The organism is Candidatus Burkholderia verschuerenii, from assembly GCF_001189365.1.
GTDB classification, from domain to species: Bacteria; Pseudomonadota; Gammaproteobacteria; order Burkholderiales; family Burkholderiaceae; genus Caballeronia; species Caballeronia verschuerenii.
This window is the reverse complement of record NZ_LFJJ01000004.1, coordinates 62804-81067: the sequence shown is the minus strand read 5'-3', so window position 1 is coordinate 81067 and position 18264 is coordinate 62804. Positions and strand designations below refer to the sequence as shown.

11 protein-coding genes and 1 pseudogene are annotated in these 18264 nt (G+C 63.9%); 7 read left to right on the top strand and 5 right to left on the bottom strand.

Annotated features, from left to right (window positions below):
- The 3 genes from BVER_RS02220 to BVER_RS02210 all read right to left on the bottom strand — a co-directional run.
- On the bottom strand, positions 1 to 583 hold a 583-nt coding region (locus BVER_RS02220; RefSeq protein ID WP_332309056.1), incomplete at its 3' end, for a PmbA/TldA family metallopeptidase.
- A 97-nt stretch (positions 584 to 680) separates the two neighbouring features.
- Complete coding sequence (locus BVER_RS02215) at positions 681 to 1517, bottom strand: carbon-nitrogen hydrolase family protein (RefSeq protein WP_050451904.1); 837 nt, start codon at positions 1515 to 1517, stop codon at positions 681 to 683.
- 60 nt (positions 1518 to 1577) lie between these two features.
- On the bottom strand, positions 1578 to 5918 hold the full coding sequence (locus tag BVER_RS02210) for a YhdP family protein (RefSeq protein ID WP_050451903.1): 4341 nt from the start codon (positions 5916 to 5918) through the stop codon (positions 1578 to 1580).
- A 139-nt stretch (positions 5919 to 6057) separates the two neighbouring features.
- On the opposite strand from BVER_RS02210, the gene glnE reads away from it, so the two are divergent.
- The gene (glnE, locus tag BVER_RS02205; RefSeq protein ID WP_050451902.1) at positions 6058 to 8847 is read left to right on the top strand and encodes a bifunctional [glutamate--ammonia ligase]-adenylyl-L-tyrosine phosphorylase/[glutamate--ammonia-ligase] adenylyltransferase; all 2790 of its coding nucleotides are present in this window, start codon (positions 6058 to 6060) and stop codon (positions 8845 to 8847) included.
- Between the two features lie 6 nt (positions 8848 to 8853).
- On the opposite strand, the gene recN is transcribed toward glnE, so the two are convergent.
- Both recN and BVER_RS02195 read right to left on the bottom strand, forming a co-directional pair.
- Positions 8854 to 10506 (bottom strand): DNA repair protein RecN, encoded by a 1653-nt coding sequence (gene recN, locus BVER_RS02200; protein WP_050451901.1) that lies wholly within the window; start codon positions 10504 to 10506, stop codon positions 8854 to 8856.
- Between the two features lie 29 nt (positions 10507 to 10535).
- The gene (locus tag BVER_RS02195; protein ID WP_050451900.1) at positions 10536 to 11426 is read right to left on the bottom strand and encodes an NAD kinase; all 891 of its coding nucleotides are present in this window, start codon (positions 11424 to 11426) and stop codon (positions 10536 to 10538) included.
- A 231-nt stretch (positions 11427 to 11657) separates the two neighbouring features.
- Between BVER_RS02195 and hrcA the strand changes: the two genes are divergently transcribed.
- The 6 genes and pseudogenes from hrcA to dnaK all read left to right on the top strand — a co-directional run bounded on the left by hrcA (position 11658) and on the right by dnaK (position 18047).
- Positions 11658 to 12674: a heat-inducible transcriptional repressor HrcA gene (hrcA, locus tag BVER_RS02190; protein WP_050451899.1), complete on the top strand. Its 1017-nt coding sequence runs from the start codon at positions 11658 to 11660 to the stop codon at positions 12672 to 12674.
- A 160-nt stretch (positions 12675 to 12834) separates the two neighbouring features.
- Positions 12835 to 13902 carry a ferrochelatase gene (hemH, locus tag BVER_RS02185; protein WP_050451898.1) on the top strand — a complete coding sequence of 356 codons (1068 nt, stop codon included), beginning with the start codon at positions 12835 to 12837 and terminating at the stop codon, positions 13900 to 13902.
- Positions 13903 to 13924: 22 nt separating this feature from the next.
- A pseudogene (locus BVER_RS02180) lies at positions 13925 to 14330 on the top strand (RNA-binding S4 domain-containing protein).
- 577 nt (positions 14331 to 14907) lie between these two features.
- Positions 14908 to 15480, top strand: coding sequence for a nucleotide exchange factor GrpE (grpE, locus tag BVER_RS02170; protein ID WP_050451896.1), 573 nt, complete (start codon positions 14908 to 14910; stop codon positions 15478 to 15480).
- Between the two features lie 28 nt (positions 15481 to 15508).
- The gene (locus BVER_RS02165; protein ID WP_050451895.1) at positions 15509 to 15898 is read left to right on the top strand and encodes a thioredoxin family protein; all 390 of its coding nucleotides are present in this window, start codon (positions 15509 to 15511) and stop codon (positions 15896 to 15898) included.
- A 202-nt stretch (positions 15899 to 16100) separates the two neighbouring features.
- Positions 16101 to 18047 (top strand): molecular chaperone DnaK, encoded by a 1947-nt coding sequence (dnaK, locus tag BVER_RS02160; protein WP_050451894.1) that lies wholly within the window; start codon positions 16101 to 16103, stop codon positions 18045 to 18047.
- Positions 18048 to 18264: the final 217 nt, after the last annotated feature.

Sequence of the window (18264 nt, the reverse complement as noted above, 5' to 3'; positions counted from 1 at the left end):
CCAGCGGACGCACGTCCGCCGCGAGTGCGCCGTCGCTGCGCGCGACCAGCACGACGTCATATTCGGCGGCCATGCCGGCCATCACCTGCGAGATGCGCGGGTCCTTGCCGCGCGCCATCTGCTCGACGCGTTCGAGCAGCTTCACCTTGGCGTTGGCATCGAGCGAATTGAGCGGATCGGCGGGCAGATACAGATCGCGGCCCGACACGCCGGTCAGCGTGCTCGCCGGTTTGATCTTGTGCTTGCCGCCGCCGGATTTGGCGATCGCGCGCGTGGCGAGCGCGGCCTGACGGATCGATTTGGCCGACAGGTCGTCGGAATAGGCGAACGCCGTGCGCTCGCCGGACACGGCGCGCACGCCGACGCCCTGATCGATGCTGAAGCTGCCCGACTTGACGATGCCTTCCTCGAGACTCCACGTCTCGCTGCGGGTGGACTGAAAATACAGATCGGCGTAATCGACGCGATGCGTGAAGATATCCGCGAGCGTGCGCGTGATGAGTCCTTCGTCGAGTCCGTAGGGCGTCAGCAGCACGTCCTTCGCCGTGACCAGATTACGAATACCGGGTTCGATGATGTTCATGCGGTGCCTGTTGCAAAGTTCGGGGTCATAGTTCGGATTATTCTAATCTCTGGCGCGATGTCGCCATGTGCGGCGCACAAGCGGCCACTTCAAGCCGTCAGCCGATAACGCGATGCCGATACGCCGGCAAACTCGCCCGCACGGCCGCGATGCGTTGCAAATCGATGCCGCCCGCCACGACGCCCGCGCCTTCGTCCTTCACGGCGACAATTTCGCCCCACGGATTGATCAGCATGCTGTGGCCCCACGTCTTGCGGCCATTCTCGTGCGTGCCGCCTTGCGCCGCCGCCAGCACGTAGCACTGATTCTCGACGGCGCGCGCCTTGAGCAGCGTCTCCCAGTGCGCGCGGCCGGTCGTGTACGTGAACGCGGACGGCACGACCATCAGCGCGCAATCGCCGAGCTTGCGATACAACTCCGGAAAACGCAGGTCGTAGCAGACCGACAAACCGACGCGTCCGAACGGCGCATCGAAGGTCTGCACGTCGCTGCCGGGACAAATGGTGCGCGCTTCGTCGAACGATTCCTCGCCGCGCTCGAAATTGAACAGATGAATCTTGTCGTAACGCGCGATCTGCTTGCCCGCCGGATCGAACACGAGCGTCGTGTTGAGCACGCGATTCGCTTCCGGCGACTGCAACGGCAGCGTCCCGCCGATGATCCACACGCGATGTTCGCGCGCGGCGTCGGAGAGAAAGCGCTGGATCGGGCCGTCGCCGGGCATCTCGCGGATGGCGAGCTTGTCGGTGTCCTTGTAGCCCATGAAGCAGAAGTATTCGGGGAGCAGCACGAGTTGCGCGCCGCCGCGCGCGGCTTCGGCGATCAGCCGTCCGGCGTCGGCCAGATTGCGATCGCGATCCGGCGTGCTGACCATTTGCAGCGCGGCGACCTGAAACGGCGCGGCCGACGCGCTTTCGCTCGATTTTTCGCTCATGTTTCTCGCTGAGATTGCAAAAAGGTGACGAAAATAGGGCGGAGTCCGGCCACGACGCTTTTATTGAGCCACTGACGGAATAGGCGTGGCGGCAGGTGTTTCGATCTTACCCTGATCGCCGTGCAGTCGCTGGACGACCGGTTTTTGCCACGAACCGGTGATCGAATAGTCGATTTCGAAGGCCTTCTGGATCGACTTCGACAGCGCGACATCGGCCGCGAGCGCGCCGAGTCCGAGCAGCGGATTGATTACCGCCGCGCCGATCGCGAGCGTCCCCGCGCCGACGGTCGGGATCACCTTCACGTTCAGATCCTGCGTCTGCTTCGGCAGATCGACGAGGCCTTGCATCCGCACGCGCGCGGGCGAGGTGATCATCGTGAAGTCGTCGGTGCGGCCGATGCCGTTGTCGATCTTCGCGTGGCCGGTGATCTTCTCGAACGGCAACCCCTTGCCGACCACATCCTCGAAATGCAGCGTCAGCAGATTCGCGAGGCTGCGCAGGCTGAAAATGCCGAGCCACTTCGCCGCGCCCGGGGCGCGCAGAATCTGCCCGTGTTTGAGCTCGACATCGGCGTTGCCGTCGAGCGTCGTCATGTCGATATTGGTCGGGCCGCCGTTCCAGCCCGCGTGGCCCGTCACCGTGCCGCTGCCGCCCTTGACCGTGCGCGGCAGGCCGAAGAGATCCATCAACTGGCCGCCGTTCTTCACGTCGAGTTTGAAATCGAGCGACGTGCGGCGCGGAATGTCGTCGTCGGTGTCGTAGGGCATGGTTTCCTGCTGGGCGGCGCGCATCACGGTCGCGCCCGGCAGATCGCGCCAGGTCGCGTTGGCGGAGAGCGTCGCGTCGTCGTTGGCGAGTTCGAACTTGTCGAGCGTCCAGACCGGATCGTCGGTGACGAAATCGTTGTGCGCGTCGACTTCGAGGCGGCCCAGATCGCGGTTGCGATACACCAGTTCGTTGACGATCAGATCGATCGACGGCATGTTGCGCGGCGGCTTGCGCACCACCCGGCCGAGCAGATCGTCCTCGGTTTTCTCGGGAATCACGACCTTGGCGAAACGCGCCTGCAATGCGCCGGGACTTTGCGGCGTCGGTCCCGGCGTCCACGCGAGATAGCCCGACACCTGATTCGATGCCACGTTCGCCTGCCACTTTCGATCGGTTTCGGTCGCGCCGATCGCGACGTTTTCCCAGCGGCGATTGGCGAGCTTGAGCGTCGTGAAGTGGATCGCGGCGCGTTTGGGCAGGAACTGGCGCACGGTCTCCGGGATCGGCGGACGCGGCGCATTGACGTCGGCGGCGGGCGACTGGGCTTGCGCGTCGGCGCTGATATAGGCGAACACCTTGCGCCACGCGTCGGCATCGAGCTCGTTCAGATCGACGACGGCCGCCACGCCTTGCGACGGCAAATCCGCCGGCTTGTTCACCGCGATCGCGCCGCGCACGACCTTCAGGCGCGCGCGCAGGTCCATCGGCTGCGCGGGATTTTGCGGATCGACATTGACGCGCGCCTGCCCGATCTGCTGCAACAGGTAATGCGCCTGCAACGGGCCGAGCGTCAGACGCGCGTCGTGCAGATTGTCCTGATCGTTCGGCGCGTTGGGATCGTCGGAACCTTGCGGCAAGGGTTTGAAGGTGAACGAAAAGGGCATCGGCTCGCCTTGCGCCTTGCCAAACGGCGCGGGCAGATCGAAGCCGATGCCGGTCAGATCCGAACTGGCCTGCACGACTGGCAGCGCCTTTTTGATGCCATGCACATGCAGTTCATACGGCGCGGTCCCGGTGATGCGTTGCAGGAACGCCTTGGTCTGCGGCGTGATGCGCGCCTCGAGCCGCTGAGCCAGATCCGCGCCGACGCGGCCGTTGACATCGAAGGTATAGCTGCCGTCGGGCTTCACGCCGCCTTTCGCGCGCACGTCGCCGCCGAGCAGTTGCGCGGTGAGGGCATCGAGCGTGACGGTTTTTTCGGCGAAATCCGCGCGGCCGTGCAGATGCGTGAGCGGCGGCAGATTGCCGTAGCGGATTTCGTCGTCGGCGAAGGTGAGCGAGCCTTTGTAGTCGGTCTTGATCGGCGACAGCGGCGCGGGCGGCCGGTAACGCGGAATGCCGAGCGTGAGCGCCAGCGCGGCGTCGCCCTTCGTGTCGATCTTGCGCGTCGCATGCTTGGCCATGATGCCGAGCGAGCTCTCGTCGACGTAATGCAGCATGTCGGCGAGCGGCCCGTGCGCGCGGCCGTCGATCCACAGCTTGCCTTCGCGATTGCCGAGATCGTCGATACGTCCCGTCACCGTCGATACGCGCACGCCGCGATAGTGTCCGCGCTGGATATCGAAGCCGAGCTTGTTCTGCGCCAGATGAAACGTGCCGTCGATGCCGTCGAAGCCCGGCCAGATTTGCGGCGTGCCGTTCATCATCTTGCGCGGCGGGAAGGGCGTCGGATCGAATCGGCCGCCCGTGAACGGCGCGACGATTTTGAACTGACCCGCGTCGGGGAATTTCGAGTACGGGAATTTGGTGAGATCGCCGTGCACTTCGATCGTGCCGTGACGCGCCGTGCCCGCCTGCAACGCGTGGCCGATATAGGTCCGCACGCGCTCGTTGAGGCTCGTCGGCAGATAGCGCACGAGGCTCGTCACCTTCAGATGATCGATATTCGCCTTCAGATCGAGATTGCCGCGTCCCGAGCCCTGGTTCCAGTATGTCGCGGTCGCTTCGGCTTCGGTGTCGGCGTTCTTCACGCGCAGCGTATCGAGCTGGATCGTGAAGGCGCGGCGCAACTGGCCGGGCGCGATCGCATCGGCGACGGTCCAGCTCGCGTGACCCTGGATCGAATCGAAGGTCAGGCGCGGATCGTCGAAGGCACCGGGAATCGTAACGGCCGCGTTCTTCGTGTCGATATCGATGGAACCCTTCGCTTCGTTGGCATCGACCGAACCCCACAGATTCTCGATGCCCGGAATGCCCGGCCGCGGATGATTGTTGATCGTGAGTCCCGGCGGCGGCTCCTGCGCCTGCACGCTGATGCCTTCGAGCTTGCCCTTGAACGCGTAATGCAGCAGCGGCACGTCGCCTTTTTCGCGCTGACGTTGTGCTTCCTCGTCGGTCTTCGGCGCGGCGCGTTCGGTGTAGATCGTATAGTCGGCGATCTGGCCGTGCGGGTTGTAGCGCACCAGTTCGTTGAGCACGCGCGACGGCAACGGCAGCGCGCGCAGAAAGTCCGCGAGAATGCCGAGGTCGACGCGATCGCCCGACACGCGGAACATTTGGCCCTTGCCGACGGCGGCCGGCCGATACACGCCTTCCAGCGTATGCGAGGCCAGCAGACGTGATACGGGCGTGCCATCGGCGGCGGGCGGCTGGCCGAGTTCGGCGTAGACATCGGACAGCGACAGCGTGTACGTGCCTTCCTGGTGACCGATCGTCCAGTTCATGTGCGCGACCGGCATGTCGAGACGCGGCTGCGTCGCGCGCACGCGCAGGCCGACATCCGCGCCCGTCAGTTGACCGGACGCGCTCTGCAATTGCCCGCGCGCGAAGTCGAGCCAGATGCGGTTATCGACGCGTCCGCCGTACATCGTGAACGGCAGCTTCACATAGCGCGCGAGGGTCGGCAGATCGAGCGGGCCGGTGGACAGATAGAGACGGCCGGTCCAGTTGGCGGGCGCGCCCATCGCGGTGAAGGGCTCGTGGCGGAAGTCCGCGCGAAAGTCGAGCGGGCCGTGCAGCAGATCGCCGTCGGCGGGCGCTTTCAAGGCGAGCCGATGCCGCGTGCCGTCGTTTTCGATCGCGAGTTGCAGGCGTTTGAACGCGACTTCGGGCGCGGCGTGCTGGGCATCGCGCCAGCGCAGCGTGCCGTCGCGCAGCACGATATGTTGCTGCCCGAGCAGCCACGACGTGAACGCATTCGAGTTCGAACGATGCGCCGGAATCGGCACGCCCGCGACGCTGATCTGCCCGTGCGTATCGCGCGCGATGATCACATCGGGACCATCGACGGTGAGATCGGCGAGGCGCGGCTGAAGATGCAACAGCGACGACCACGCGACGCGCGCGCTCGCGTGCGGCACGGCGAGTCCGGGCGAACCGTCGGCGGCATCGATACGCAGATTGTCGATATCGAGCGTCGGCTGGAGTCCCGACCATCGCGTGGAAATGCGGCCGATATGCAGCTGCGCGTGAATCTTCGACGACACCATCTGCTCGATGCGCGGACGAAACGCATCGGCTTGCGGCAGCACGACGAAGCGCAGCACGATATAAATGCCCGCCACCGCGAAGTAAATCACGGCGGCGATGACGAGCAGGATTTTCAGGACACGCGACAGGACGCGCTCGGCGTTGCCGCTGGGCTTGGCTTGTCCAACTTCGGTCGGGTCGACGGATCGTCTGCTGTCGGACATGCTGCGGCGTTCGGGCGATATGGTAGTTTTGTGTGATTGACGTTGCAATGTAACACGGTGTCAAAAGCGTGACGGCGGTTTGCGCGGGGACACTGGACATCGAGCAGCGACATTGAGCAATGTGCGAGCCCAACCTTTCATGACTGATACGACTCTCCTCAGTTCCGACTATTCCAACTATGCAGCGCGCGCTTACTCGGCGCGTCCCGAACTGGCGACGAACGTCGCGCAATGGCGCGAGGCGCCGGTCACGCGCGCGTGGATCGAAGCGCGTCTCGACGAACACTGCGCGCAGTGCGTGACGGCCGGCGCGCTCGACGAAGCCACGCTCAAGACCGCGCTGCGCCGTTTGCGCACCGAAGTGTTCTGCACGGTGATGGAACGCGACCTCGCCGGGTCCGCGAGTGTAGCCGAGGTCACCGGCGCGATGACCGATCTCGCCGAAGTGACGATCCAGCGCGCCATCGCGGTGTTGTCCGCCGACCTCGAAGCGATCTTCGGCGAGCCGCGCGGGCCCGAAGGCGAACGGCTGACGCTCGGTGTCGTCGGGATGGGGAAGCTGGGCGGGCGCGAGCTGAATGCGTCGTCGGATATCGATCTGATCTTCGTCTACGAAGACGATGGCGAGACCGCGGGCGGCAAACGCTCGCCGCTCACGACGCAGGAATTCTTCACACGTCTCGGACGCCGGCTGATCGGCGCGCTCGCCGAAATCACGCAGGACGGTTACGTGTTCCGCGTCGACATGCGGCTGCGGCCGAACGGCGATTCGGGTCCGCTGGTGTGCAGCCTCGGCATGCTCGAAGAGTATTTCTACGTGCAGGGCCGCGAGTGGGAGCGCTATGCGTGGATCAAGGGGCGCATCGTGTCGGAGACCGCGAGCGACTCGGCGCAGCGACTCGTCAAGCAGCTCGAAGCGATCGCGACGCCGTTTATCTATCGGCGCTATCTCGACTACGGCGTGATTTCGGCGATTCGTTCGCTGCATCAGCAGATTCGGCAGGAAGCGCGGCGGCGCGTCAGCATGCGACCCGACAAGGCCGACGACATCAAGCTCGGGCGCGGCGGTATTCGCGAAATCGAGTTCAGCGCGCAGGTATTTCAGTTGATTCGCGGCGGGCAGGCAGCGGATTTTCGCGTGCGGCCGACGCTCGCCGTGCTCGAACGCGCCGCCGTGCACGGTCTGCTCGCGCGTTCCGTGTGCGATGCGCTGCACGCGGCTTATCTGTTTTTGCGCACGATCGAGCATCGGCTGCAATATCGCAACGATGCGCAGACGCACGCGATGCCCGTCGCCGATGACGAGCGCGCGCTGCTCGTGAAGTCGCTCGGCTTTGCCGACTACGCGGCCCTGATGGAAACGCTGGACGCGCATCGCGAGTTCGTCGAGCAACAGTTCGACGAGATTTTCGCGGACAAGATCGGCGGCGAAAACGGCTGCGGCGTCGCCGACGATTCGGCGGCATCGCAGATCTGGAGCAGCGCGCTCGCCGACGATTCCGCTCAGGACGACTTGAGCGCGCGGCTCGTCGAACTCGGCTTCGCGGACCCGGCGCCGGCGCGCGCGCGCCTGACCGGCGTGTGGAATTCGTCGCGCTACGCGAGCTTGCCGGAGCCGAACCGCGAGCGCTTCGACGTGGTCGCGCAGCGCGCGCTCGAAGCCGCGCAGTCGATCGACGCGGCGCGGCGCGGCGAGACCATCGCGCGCCTGTTCGATCTGCTCGAAGCGGTCGGGCGGCGCGGCGCGTATCTCGCGCTGCTGACGGAATATCCGGCGGCGCTGGAGCGCGTGTTGTCGGTGTTGTCGGGCTCGCGCTGGGCGTCGGGCTATCTGATCCGCCATCCGCAATTGCTCGACGAATTGCTCGACGACGAAGCCATCGCCAGCCCGTTCGACTGGGAAGCGTTCAAGCGTTCGCTGACTCATCGCCTCGATGTCACCGAGGACGCGGAACATCAGATGGATTTGCTGCGGCACGCGCATCAGGCCGAAGTGTTCCGCATTCTGCTGATCGATCTCGCTGGGCATCTCACGGTCGAGCATGTCAGCGATCGCCTGTCCGAACTCGCCGATGCCGTGCTCGACGTCACCGTGCGGACCGTGTGGAAGCAGTTCCCGAAGCGCCATCAGGACGTGGCGCGTTTCTCGGTGATCGCGTACGGCAAGCTCGGCGGCAAGGAACTGGGTTACGCGTCCGACCTCGATCTGATTTTCCTCTTCGACGATCCGCATCCCGATGCATCCGATATCTACACGACCTTCACGCGCCGTCTGATCACCTGGCTCACGGCCGCGACCGGCGCGGGCACGCTGTTCGACGTCGACTTGCGTCTGCGTCCGAACGGCGAATCGGGGATGCTGGTGACGAGTCTCGATTCGTTCCGTCAGTACCAGATTCGCGAGAGCAGCGCGTCGGCGAATACGGCTTGGGTGTGGGAGTATCAGGCGCTGTCGCGCGCGCGTTTCTGCGCCGGCGATGCGGAGATCGGCGCGCAGTTCGAAGCCATCCGCGCCGATGTGCTCGTGATGGAACGCGATGCGGCGGCGCTGGCGCGCGAGATCGTCGCGATGCGTGAACGCGTCTATACGGGGCATCCGAATCGCAGCGATCTGTTCGATCTGAAGCACGATCGCGGCGGGATGGTCGATATCGAGTTCATCGTGCAGTACTGGGTGCTGCTGCATTCGCGGGAGCATCGCGAGTTCGTACGGAACGCGGGGAATATCACGCTGCTGAAGATCGCGGCGAAGAGCGGGCTGATCGCGGAAGAAGAGGCGGATGCAATCGGCGCGGTGTACCGGCATTACCGCAAGCTGCAGCACACGCTGCGGCTGGACGGGATGGAGAAGGCGCGGGTTCAGCCCGATCAGGTGCGCGAGCGGGAGCTGGTGACGGCGTTGTGGGAGCGGGTGTTTTCGGTGGGTTGATCCACGTCACGCCGCCAACATCTCCTTCGCATGCTTGCGCGTGGTCGCGGTAATCTCCAGCCCGCCGAGCATGCGCGCCACTTCCTCGACGCGCTTGGCACGGCTCAATGCGGTGACGGTGCTGACCGTGCCGCCCGCATCGTCCGATGACTTCGCGACCTGGAAGTGCTGATCGCCGCGCGCCGCGACTTGCGGCAAGTGCGTGACGCACAGCACTTGGCGATCGCGTCCGAGCTGATGCAGCAGACGCCCGACCACTTCCGCCACGCCACCGCCGATACCCGTGTCCACTTCGTCGAAGATCAGCGTCGGTGTCGGGCTCGCGGCGCTGGCGATCACGGCGAGCGCGAGACTGATCCGCGCCAGTTCGCCGCCCGATGCAACTTTCGCGAGCGGCCTGAGCGCCACGCCTGCGTGACCCGCAACGCGGAATTCGATCTGCTCCAGCCCGTTCGCGCCGCCATCGGCGAGCGGCACGAGCGCGACGTCGAAGCTGCCGCCCGCCATCGACAACTCCTGCATGCCTTCGGTGACGGCTTTCGACAACGCCTTTGCCGCCTTGGCGCGCGCCTTCGACAACACCTTCGCCTGATCGAAGTACGCGCCTTTGGCTTTTTCGACAGCCGCGTTCAGCGCATCGAGGTCCGCGGCAGCATCGAGTTCGGCCAGTTGACGGCGACGCGCCTCGTGTTCCTCCGGCAGCGTTTCCGGCAGAAGGCGGAATTTGCGCGCCGTCGAATGCAACTGTTCCATGCGCTTTTCGACCTGCGCGAGCCGGTCCGGATCGAGTTCCAGCCGCTGCGCATAGTGCGACAGCGAATACGACGCTTCCTGCAACTGGATTTCCGCCGGTTCGAGCGCGGCGAGCGCATCGTTCAGTTCGGGATCGATATCGGCGAGACCGCGCAGCTTCGAGATGATCGAGCCGAGCTGCGAGATCATCGCGTCGTCGGATTCGGACAAGGCGCCGAGCGCGCCTTGCACGTCGTCGATCAGACTCGCCGAATGCGACAACCGATGATGCTCCGCGCTCACTTCTTCCCATTCGCCCGGTTGCGACGCGAGCTTGTCGAATTCGCTCAACTGCCAGGCAAGACGCTCGCGCTCCAGTTGCAATTCGCGATCGCGGCTTTGCGCTTCGTCGATGGCGTGCTGCGCATCGCGCCACGCCCGCCACGCGCGATTCACGCCGGCGGCGCTATCGGTCAAACCGGCATGCGTATCGAACAGTTCGCGCTGCGCGTCCGGACGCATCAATAACTGATGCGCGTGCTGGCCGTGGATATCGACGAGCATCTCGCCCACTTCGCGCAACTGCGTGAGCGTCGCGGGCGTGCCGTTGATGAACGCCCGCGAGCGCCCGCCTGCGTCGATCACGCGGCGCAGCATCACCACGTCGCCGTCCTGACCGAGCGCGTGTTCTTCCAGCCAGCGCGCGACTTGCGGATAGGCATCGAATTCGGCGATGATATCGGCGCGCGATTCGCCGGTGCGGATCACGCTGGCGTCGGCGCGCGCCCCGAGCGTGAGGGCGAGGGCGTCGATGAGAATCGACTTGCCCGCGCCGGTTTCACCCGAAAAAACCGTGAAGCCGGAATCGAACTCGATATCCAGCGTGGCGACGATGACGAAGTCTCGAATGGACAGATGACGGAGCATGGACGCTTCGGGGAAGGGGGTCGGGCGGATCAGACGGCGTCCTGCGACGGATGCTCGTTCCAGTGCAGCTTCTTGCGCAGCGTGGCGAAACTGCTGTAGCCGACCGGATGCAGCACCGGCACGGTATGCCGCGAGCGCCGCACTTCGATCGAATCGTTCAGCTCGACAGCGGTGAACGACTGCATGTCGAAATTCACGTTCACATCTCGCCCGCCGATGATCTGGATGACGACCTTGGAATCGTCCGGCAGCACGATCGGTCGATTCGACAGCGAGTGCGGCGCGATCGGCACCAGCACGAAGCCCTGCAACTGCGGATGCAGAATCGGCCCCGACGACGACAACGCGTACGCGGTCGAGCCGGTCGGCGTCGCGACGATCAGACCGTCCGAACGCTGGTTGTACATGAAGTGGCCGTCGACCGACACGCGCAGTTCCGCCATGCCCGAGAAGCCGCTTCGATTCACTACGACGTCGTTGAACGCGAGCGCGTGGTAGATCGGCTTGTCGTTACGGACGATGCGCGCCTCCAGCAGGCTGCGCTCCTCGCGCTCGAACTGGCCGGCCAGCATCTGCGGCACGAGTTCGCGCATGTCCGTGAGCGGAATATCGGTGATGAAGCCGAGCCGCCCGTGATTCACGCCGATGAGCGGCGTCTTGTACGGCGCGAGCTGCCGGCCGACGCCGAGCATCGTGCCGTCGCCGCCGAGCACGACGGCAACGTCCGCGCGCGCGCCGATTTCGGCGATCGAAAGCGCCGGGTATTCCGTCACGCCGACGTCTTTCGCGGTGCCCGCCTCGAAGACGACTTCGAAGCCTTGCTTCGCGATCAGATCGGCGAGCGATCGCAACGGCGTCTCGATGCCGGGCGTGTTGGTGCGTCCCACGAGGGCGACGGTCTTGAACTGTCCAATTTCCATGCCGGCATTACACCATAGGTACAAGGCGAAAAGAACCGTGTGCGCGGCGCCCGCACGTCATAACAGAGTCATGTACGGCGTTCGGTTGGCAGGCGCGCGGAGCAGACGCACGGTTTGTCGTTAGAATGGAGCAAACATTGAACAGTGCATGAGCCGGTCCCGAATGTGTTGGCGCGTCGCGCGCCGCCGTGCGGTGCGCCGCGTGACAATCCCTTGCGCTAGAATTTGCCCATGCTAGACCCACGTGCACAAACCCTCCTGAAGACGTTGATCGAGCGCTACATCGCCGAAGGTCAGCCGGTCGGTTCGCGCACGTTATCACGCCACTCCGGCCTGGAGCTGAGTCCCGCGACGATCCGTAACGTCATGTCGGATCTCGAAGACCTCGGGCTGGTTGCCAGTCCGCACACGTCGGCGGGGCGCATTCCCACGCCGCGCGGCTACCGGCTGTTCGTCGACACCATGCTGACCGTCGAAGTGCCGCAGGACGAGGCGATGACCACCGCCGTCAAGACGCGTCTGCAGGGCGAGGAGCCGCAGAAGATCGTCGCGGCCGCCGCCAGCGTGCTGTCCAGTCTGTCGTCGTTCGCCGGGGTCATTCTCACGCCGCGCCGCAGTCACATGTTCAAGCAGATCGAGTTCATGCGGCTGTCGGACAAGCGCATTCTGCTGATCATCGTCACGCCCGAGGGCGACGTGCAGAACCGTATCGTCGCGACGCAGCGCGATTATTCGCCTGCGCAACTCATCGAGGCGTCGAACTATATCAACGCGCATTTCGCGGGCCTGTCCTTCGACGAGGTACGCCGCCGACTGCGCGAGGAAATCGATCAACTGCGCGGCGACATGACCACGCTGATGCACGCGGCCGTCGTCGCGAGCACGGCCGAGACCGATCCCAACGACACCGTGCTGATTTCCGGCGAGCGCAACCTGCTCGAAGTGGCGGACCTCTCGTCCGACATGGCGCGGCTGCGCAAACTGTTCGATTTGTTCGATCAAAAGACCAACCTCCTGCAATTGCTGGATGTGTCGAGTCACGCTCAGGGCGTGCAAATTTTTATTGGCGGCGAATCGAATCTCGTGCCGATCGAGGAAATGAGCGTCGTCACCGCGCCGTATGAAGTGAACGGCAAGATCGTCGGCACGCTCGGGGTGATCGGCCCGACGCGCATGGCCTACAACCGCGTGATTCCCATCGTCGATATCACCGCGCGCCTGCTGTCGATGTCGCTCAGTCAACAGTGACATCTTGCGCCGGCGCCGCGCGCGCCGCTATTCGGCCATTCGTCATAGGCCGAGCCGTAAAACCCGCATCCGACTAGGCCATTCGGCTAGTGATGCGCTTCGGAACGCGCCGCTATAATGGGTTTCAACTTTACGACGACCTTTATCGCGGCCATTCCCTATGCGTTTCGACCTCGAGTTGCCTTCGCAGCCTAGCGCTTCGCATCGTGTCGCGGTGCTGCTGATCAATCTCGGCACGCCGGACGCGCCCACGCCGCGAGCGGTCCGCAAATATCTCGCGCAGTTCCTATCCGACCCGCGCGTGGTCGAAATCCCGGCGCTCGTTTGGCAGATCATTCTGCGCGGCGCAATCTTGCCGTTTCGCAGCCGAGCATCGGCGAAGAAGTATGCGCAGGTGTGGATGGCCGAAGGCTCGCCCTTGCGTGTGTATACAGAGCGGCAGGTCGACGGCTTGCGGCGGCTGTTCGCGGCGAACGACTATCAGGTGATCGTCGAATACGCGATGCGTTACGGCACGCCGGGCATCGGCACCATGCTGAATCAGCTGAAGCTCGAAGGCGCGGACCGCATTCTGATCGTGCCGATGTACCCGCAGTATTCGTCGTCCACGACCGCCACCGCATTCGACGACGCCTTCGCCGCGCTCAAGCGTGTGCGCAATCAGCCCGAAATCCGCACCATTCGGCATTACGCGGATCATCCGGCGTATATTGGCGCGCTCGCGGAACAGGTGCGCGATTACTGGCGGCATCACGGCGCGCCGGATTTTGCCGCCGGCGACAAGCTCGTGCTGAGCTTCCATGGCGTGCCGAAGCGCACGATGGACCTCGGCGATCCGTATCACGATCAATGTCAGCAGACCGGCGCGTTGCTGGCGTCGGCGCTCGGCCTCACGCCGGTCGAATGCCGCGTGACGTTCCAGTCGCGATTCGGCCGCGCGGAGTGGCTTCAGCCTTATACCGCGCCCACGCTCGCCGAACTCGGCGCGGGTGGGGTGTCGCGCGTGGACGTGTTTTGCCCGGGCTTCACGGCGGATTGTCTGGAGACGATCGAGGAAATCGGCATCGAGGTGCGCGACGAATTTTTGAAGGCGGGCGGCAAGCATTTCCACCGCATTCCCTGCCTGAACGCATCGCCGGCCTGGATCAAGGCGCTCGGCGAGATCGCGGCGCAGCACTTGCAGGGCTGGCCAGTGCAGGTGCCGCAGCCGCTGTCGGCGGTCGCGTGACGCATTTTTGAAGCTTTGACGCATGAACTACAAGATTTCGACGGAACCCGGCGCGCGTTTGCGCATCGATAAATGGTTGTGGGTGGCGCGTTTCTTCAAGACGCGGTCGCTTGCGAGCGATGCGGTCGAAAAAGGCCGCGTGAAGATCGGCGGCGCGAACGTGAAGCCGTCGAAGGACGTGCGCGTGGGCGATCTCGTGGAGATCGATATCGAGCGGGTCGTCTGGCAAGTCGAAGTGCTGGGCCTGTGCGACGTGCGCGGGCCCGCGCCGGTGGCGCAGACGCTTTATGCGGAAACGGCGGAAGGCCGCGCCAGGCGCACGGCCGAAACCGAGCGCCGCAAGAACTTCCGCGAACCGGCGGCCAATGCAGGGCAGGCCGACGAAACGCGACCGGCGCGTCATCGACAAGCTTTCGGGTCTGGATTGACGAACGCCTCGATGGTCGCGTGAATGCCGCCGTACTCGGAGTTGTTGTCCGTGACGGCGCCCGAAGCGCAGATGGTGGTCGTTCCCGCAACCAGTACCAGGGCGACCACTCCAATGGCAATAGTCAGTTTCATGCTACCCCCGGAAATGGGCGAATCCGGCGCGGGGCCGGCTCAGGAAACGGGCAAAGACTGGGAGGTGTGAAGTTTCGTAAGATTAGGGTTAACCTGTTCCTGCGACACTTGTTCGAAGTGTAGGCGGGCGCGTCGATTCCCTCAATCTGAATTTTCGCACTGCGGCAAGTTGCTAGTTACTGATTGTTTTAGCGTTCAAATGCAGCCATTTTGTGGCCATCCGGCGGATAGGCCGGTTGACGTCAAGGTCAATCGTCCGGCGGCCGATATCGTCCGAAAAATTGCTCCGGAAAGCTTGAAAACCGCATCGCCGCCCATATTTCCGCGCCTAGTGCGATAAAACGCAGAGTTCGACGTCGCGCGCTGCCAGAATCCAGGCTGACGCGTCCGACCGTCCGGATTGCACTTCGCATCCGATTTCACCTTCAGCAGATATTCAGCGACATGGAAAACACGCAAGACAATTCAGCGAGCCAGAACCCGACGCCCGCCGACGAGACCGCGCGCCAGGCCGCAGACCCGACTCAGGCCGCCGCCGCGGCGGATGACGCGCAAGGCGCGCATCCGGCCGAAGCCGCGCTCGCCGACGCGCAAGCCAAGATCGTCCAGCTTCAGGAGGACTTCCTGCGCGCCAAGGCGGAAACCGAAAACGTGCGTCGCCGCAGTCAGGAAGACGTATCGAAGGCGCATAAATTCGCCATCGAAAACTTTGCGGAAAACCTTCTGCCCGTGCTCGACAGCTTGGAAGCGGCGTTGGCCGATCAGTCGTCGGATCTGGCCAAGGTGCGCGAGGGCGTCGAACTGACGCTGCGCCAGTTGACCGGCGCGCTGGAAAAGGGCCGCGTCGTCGCCCTGAATCCGGTCGGCGAGAAGTTTGACCCGCATCGCCATCAGGCCATATCGATGGTGCCGGCGGAGCAGGATGCCAACACGATCGTCACGGTGCTGCAGAAGGGTTACGTCATCGCCGATCGCGTGCTGCGTCCGGCGCTGGTGACCGTCGCCGCGCCGAAGTAAGGCCGACGCCAAGGTTCACGAACGCATCATGAGCCAGGTTCCCGTCGATTCGACCGCTTTCGGCGTCTTCGACATGCAGGAACTCGACGCCGCTGGTTTCGACGCCGCGCTGGCGTCGGCGGGGGACGAACTGGCCGTGGTGTTTTTCTGGGGCCTCGACTGCTTCAACTGCGAAGTCGCCAAGAAGGCGATGCTCGCGAAGCCCGACGAAATCCGCGCGTTGAATCTGAAGTGGTTCCACAGCAACGTCTACGAACAGCGCGAACTGGCGCGCCGCTTCGTGCTGCACGGCGTGCCGACGTGGTTCTTCTTCCATCGCGGCAGGCGTCTGGGCCGGGCGACCGGCTGGCATGGCCTCGCGCAGTTCGAAGCAGCCGTCGCGGCGGCGCGCGAAAAGATCGATATCGCGCGAATTTGAGGTGTTTGGCGCAAAAAACGCCACGCCTGATGCAAAAAAGATATAGACACGCATCGTGTTCAGGGTCTTGAAAACGAAAGCGGCGTTCTTATCTTGCAGACAGATATGAATTTTGGGCGTTCGGCCCGGTAACTCGGCGGCACCAGCCGGCGCAATCCCGCCGCAACGCCACTGCGATCAAAAGTTAGGAGAGTGATAACAAATGGGCAAAATCATCGGTATCGACCTCGGCACCACGAACTCGTGCGTGGCGCTGATGGAAGGCAATCAGGTCAAGGTCATCGAAAACGCTGAAGGCGCGCGCACCACGCCGTCGATCATCGCGTACATGGACGACAACGAAATTCTCGTCGGCGCGCCGGCGAAGCGTCAGTCGGTCACCAACCCGCGCAACACGCTGTACGCGGTCAAGCGCCTGATCGGCCGCCGTTTCGAAGAGAAGGAAGTGCAGAAGGACATCGGCCTGATGCCCTACAAGATCGTCAAGCACGACAACGGCGATGCATGGGTCGAAGCGCACGGCGAAAAGCTCGCGCCGTCGCAAGTGTCGGCCGAAGTGCTGCGCAAGATGAAGAAGACCGCTGAAGACTACCTCGGCGAGCCGGTGACGGACGCCGTCATCACGGTTCCGGCGTACTTCAACGACAGCCAGCGTCAGGCAACCAAGGACGCGGGCCGCATCGCCGGTCTGGAAGTCAAGCGCATCATCAACGAGCCGACGGCGGCAGCGCTGGCGTTCGGTCTCGACAAGGCCGAAAAGGGCGACCGCAAGATCGCCGTGTTCGACCTGGGCGGCGGCACTTTCGACATTTCGATCATCGAAATCGCGGACGTCGACGGCGAAATGCAGTTCGAAGTGCTCTCGACCAACGGCGATACGTTCCTCGGCGGCGAAGACTTCGACCAGCGCATCATCGATTACATCATCGGTGAGTTCAAGAAGGAGCAGGGCGTCGATCTGTCGAAGGACGTGCTCGCGCTGCAACGCCTGAAGGAAGCCGCTGAAAAGGCCAAGATCGAACTGTCGTCGACGGCTCAGACCGACATCAACCTGCCGTACATCACGGCGGACGCATCGGGCCCGAAGCACTTGAACCTCAAGTTCACGCGCGCCAAGCTCGAAGCGCTGGTCGAGGAACTGGTCGACCGCACGATCGAACCGTGCCGCACCGCCATCAAGGATGCGGGCGTGAAGGTCGGCGACATCGACGACGTGATTCTCGTCGGCGGCATGACGCGTATGCCGAAGGTGCAGGAAAAGGTGAAGGAGTTCTTCGGCAAGGACCCGCGCCGTGACGTGAACCCGGACGAAGCCGTTGCAGTCGGCGCCGCGATTCAAGGTCAGGTGCTGTCGGGCGACCGCAAGGACGTGCTGCTGCTGGACGTGACGCCGCTTTCGCTCGGTATCGAGACGCTCGGCGGCGTGATGACGAAGATGATCAACAAGAACACCACGATCCCGACGAAGCACTCGCAAGTGTATTCGACGGCGGACGACAATCAGTTGGCCGTGACGATCAAGGTGTTCCAGGGCGAGCGCGAAATGGCGTCGGGCAACAAGCTGCTCGGCGAGTTCAACCTCGAAGGCATTCCGCCCGCACCGCGCGGCATGCCGCAGATCGAAGTGACCTTCGACATCGACGCGAACGGCATTCTGCACGTCGGCGCGAAGGACAAGGCGACCGGCAAGGAAAACAAGATCACCATCAAGGCGAACTCGGGCCTGACGGACGCCGAAATCGAAAAGATGGTGAAGGACGCCGAAGCGAACGCGGAAGAGGATCACAAGCTGCGTGAGCTGGCCGACGCGCGCAACCAGGGCGACGCACTGGTTCACAGCACGAAGAAGGCCGTCGCCGAATACGGCGACAAGGTGGACGCGGACGAGAAGGAAAAGATCGAAGCGGCGTTGAAGGAACTGGAAGATGCGTTGAAGGACAACGGATCGGACAAGGCCACGCTGGAAGGCAAGATCGAAGCGCTGTCGCAAGTGTCGCAAAAGCTCGGCGAGAAGATGTACGTCGACATGGCGGCACAGCAAGGCGCGGCTGCGGGTGCGGCGGGCGCGGGTGCATCGGCGGAAGCGGGCGCTAGCCAGCAGCACGACGATGTCGTCGACGCCGACTTCAAGGAAGTGAAGAAGGACTAAGCCGGCGGGCGCGCGAAGGGCAACTTTCGCGCGCCCTCGGTTTTTTACCGGGACGCGGACGCGTCTGACGTGGAACGCGCCTGGCGAGCCTGACGGCTCCCCGGGCACGTTGTTTTTTTGAGGCGTTATGTTCGACAGCATCTTCGGGCGTGACGCACGAGGTATCAGCACGGGTCATTCGACTCGTCGCATCTGACAGGAACCGCTTGCGCTCAAG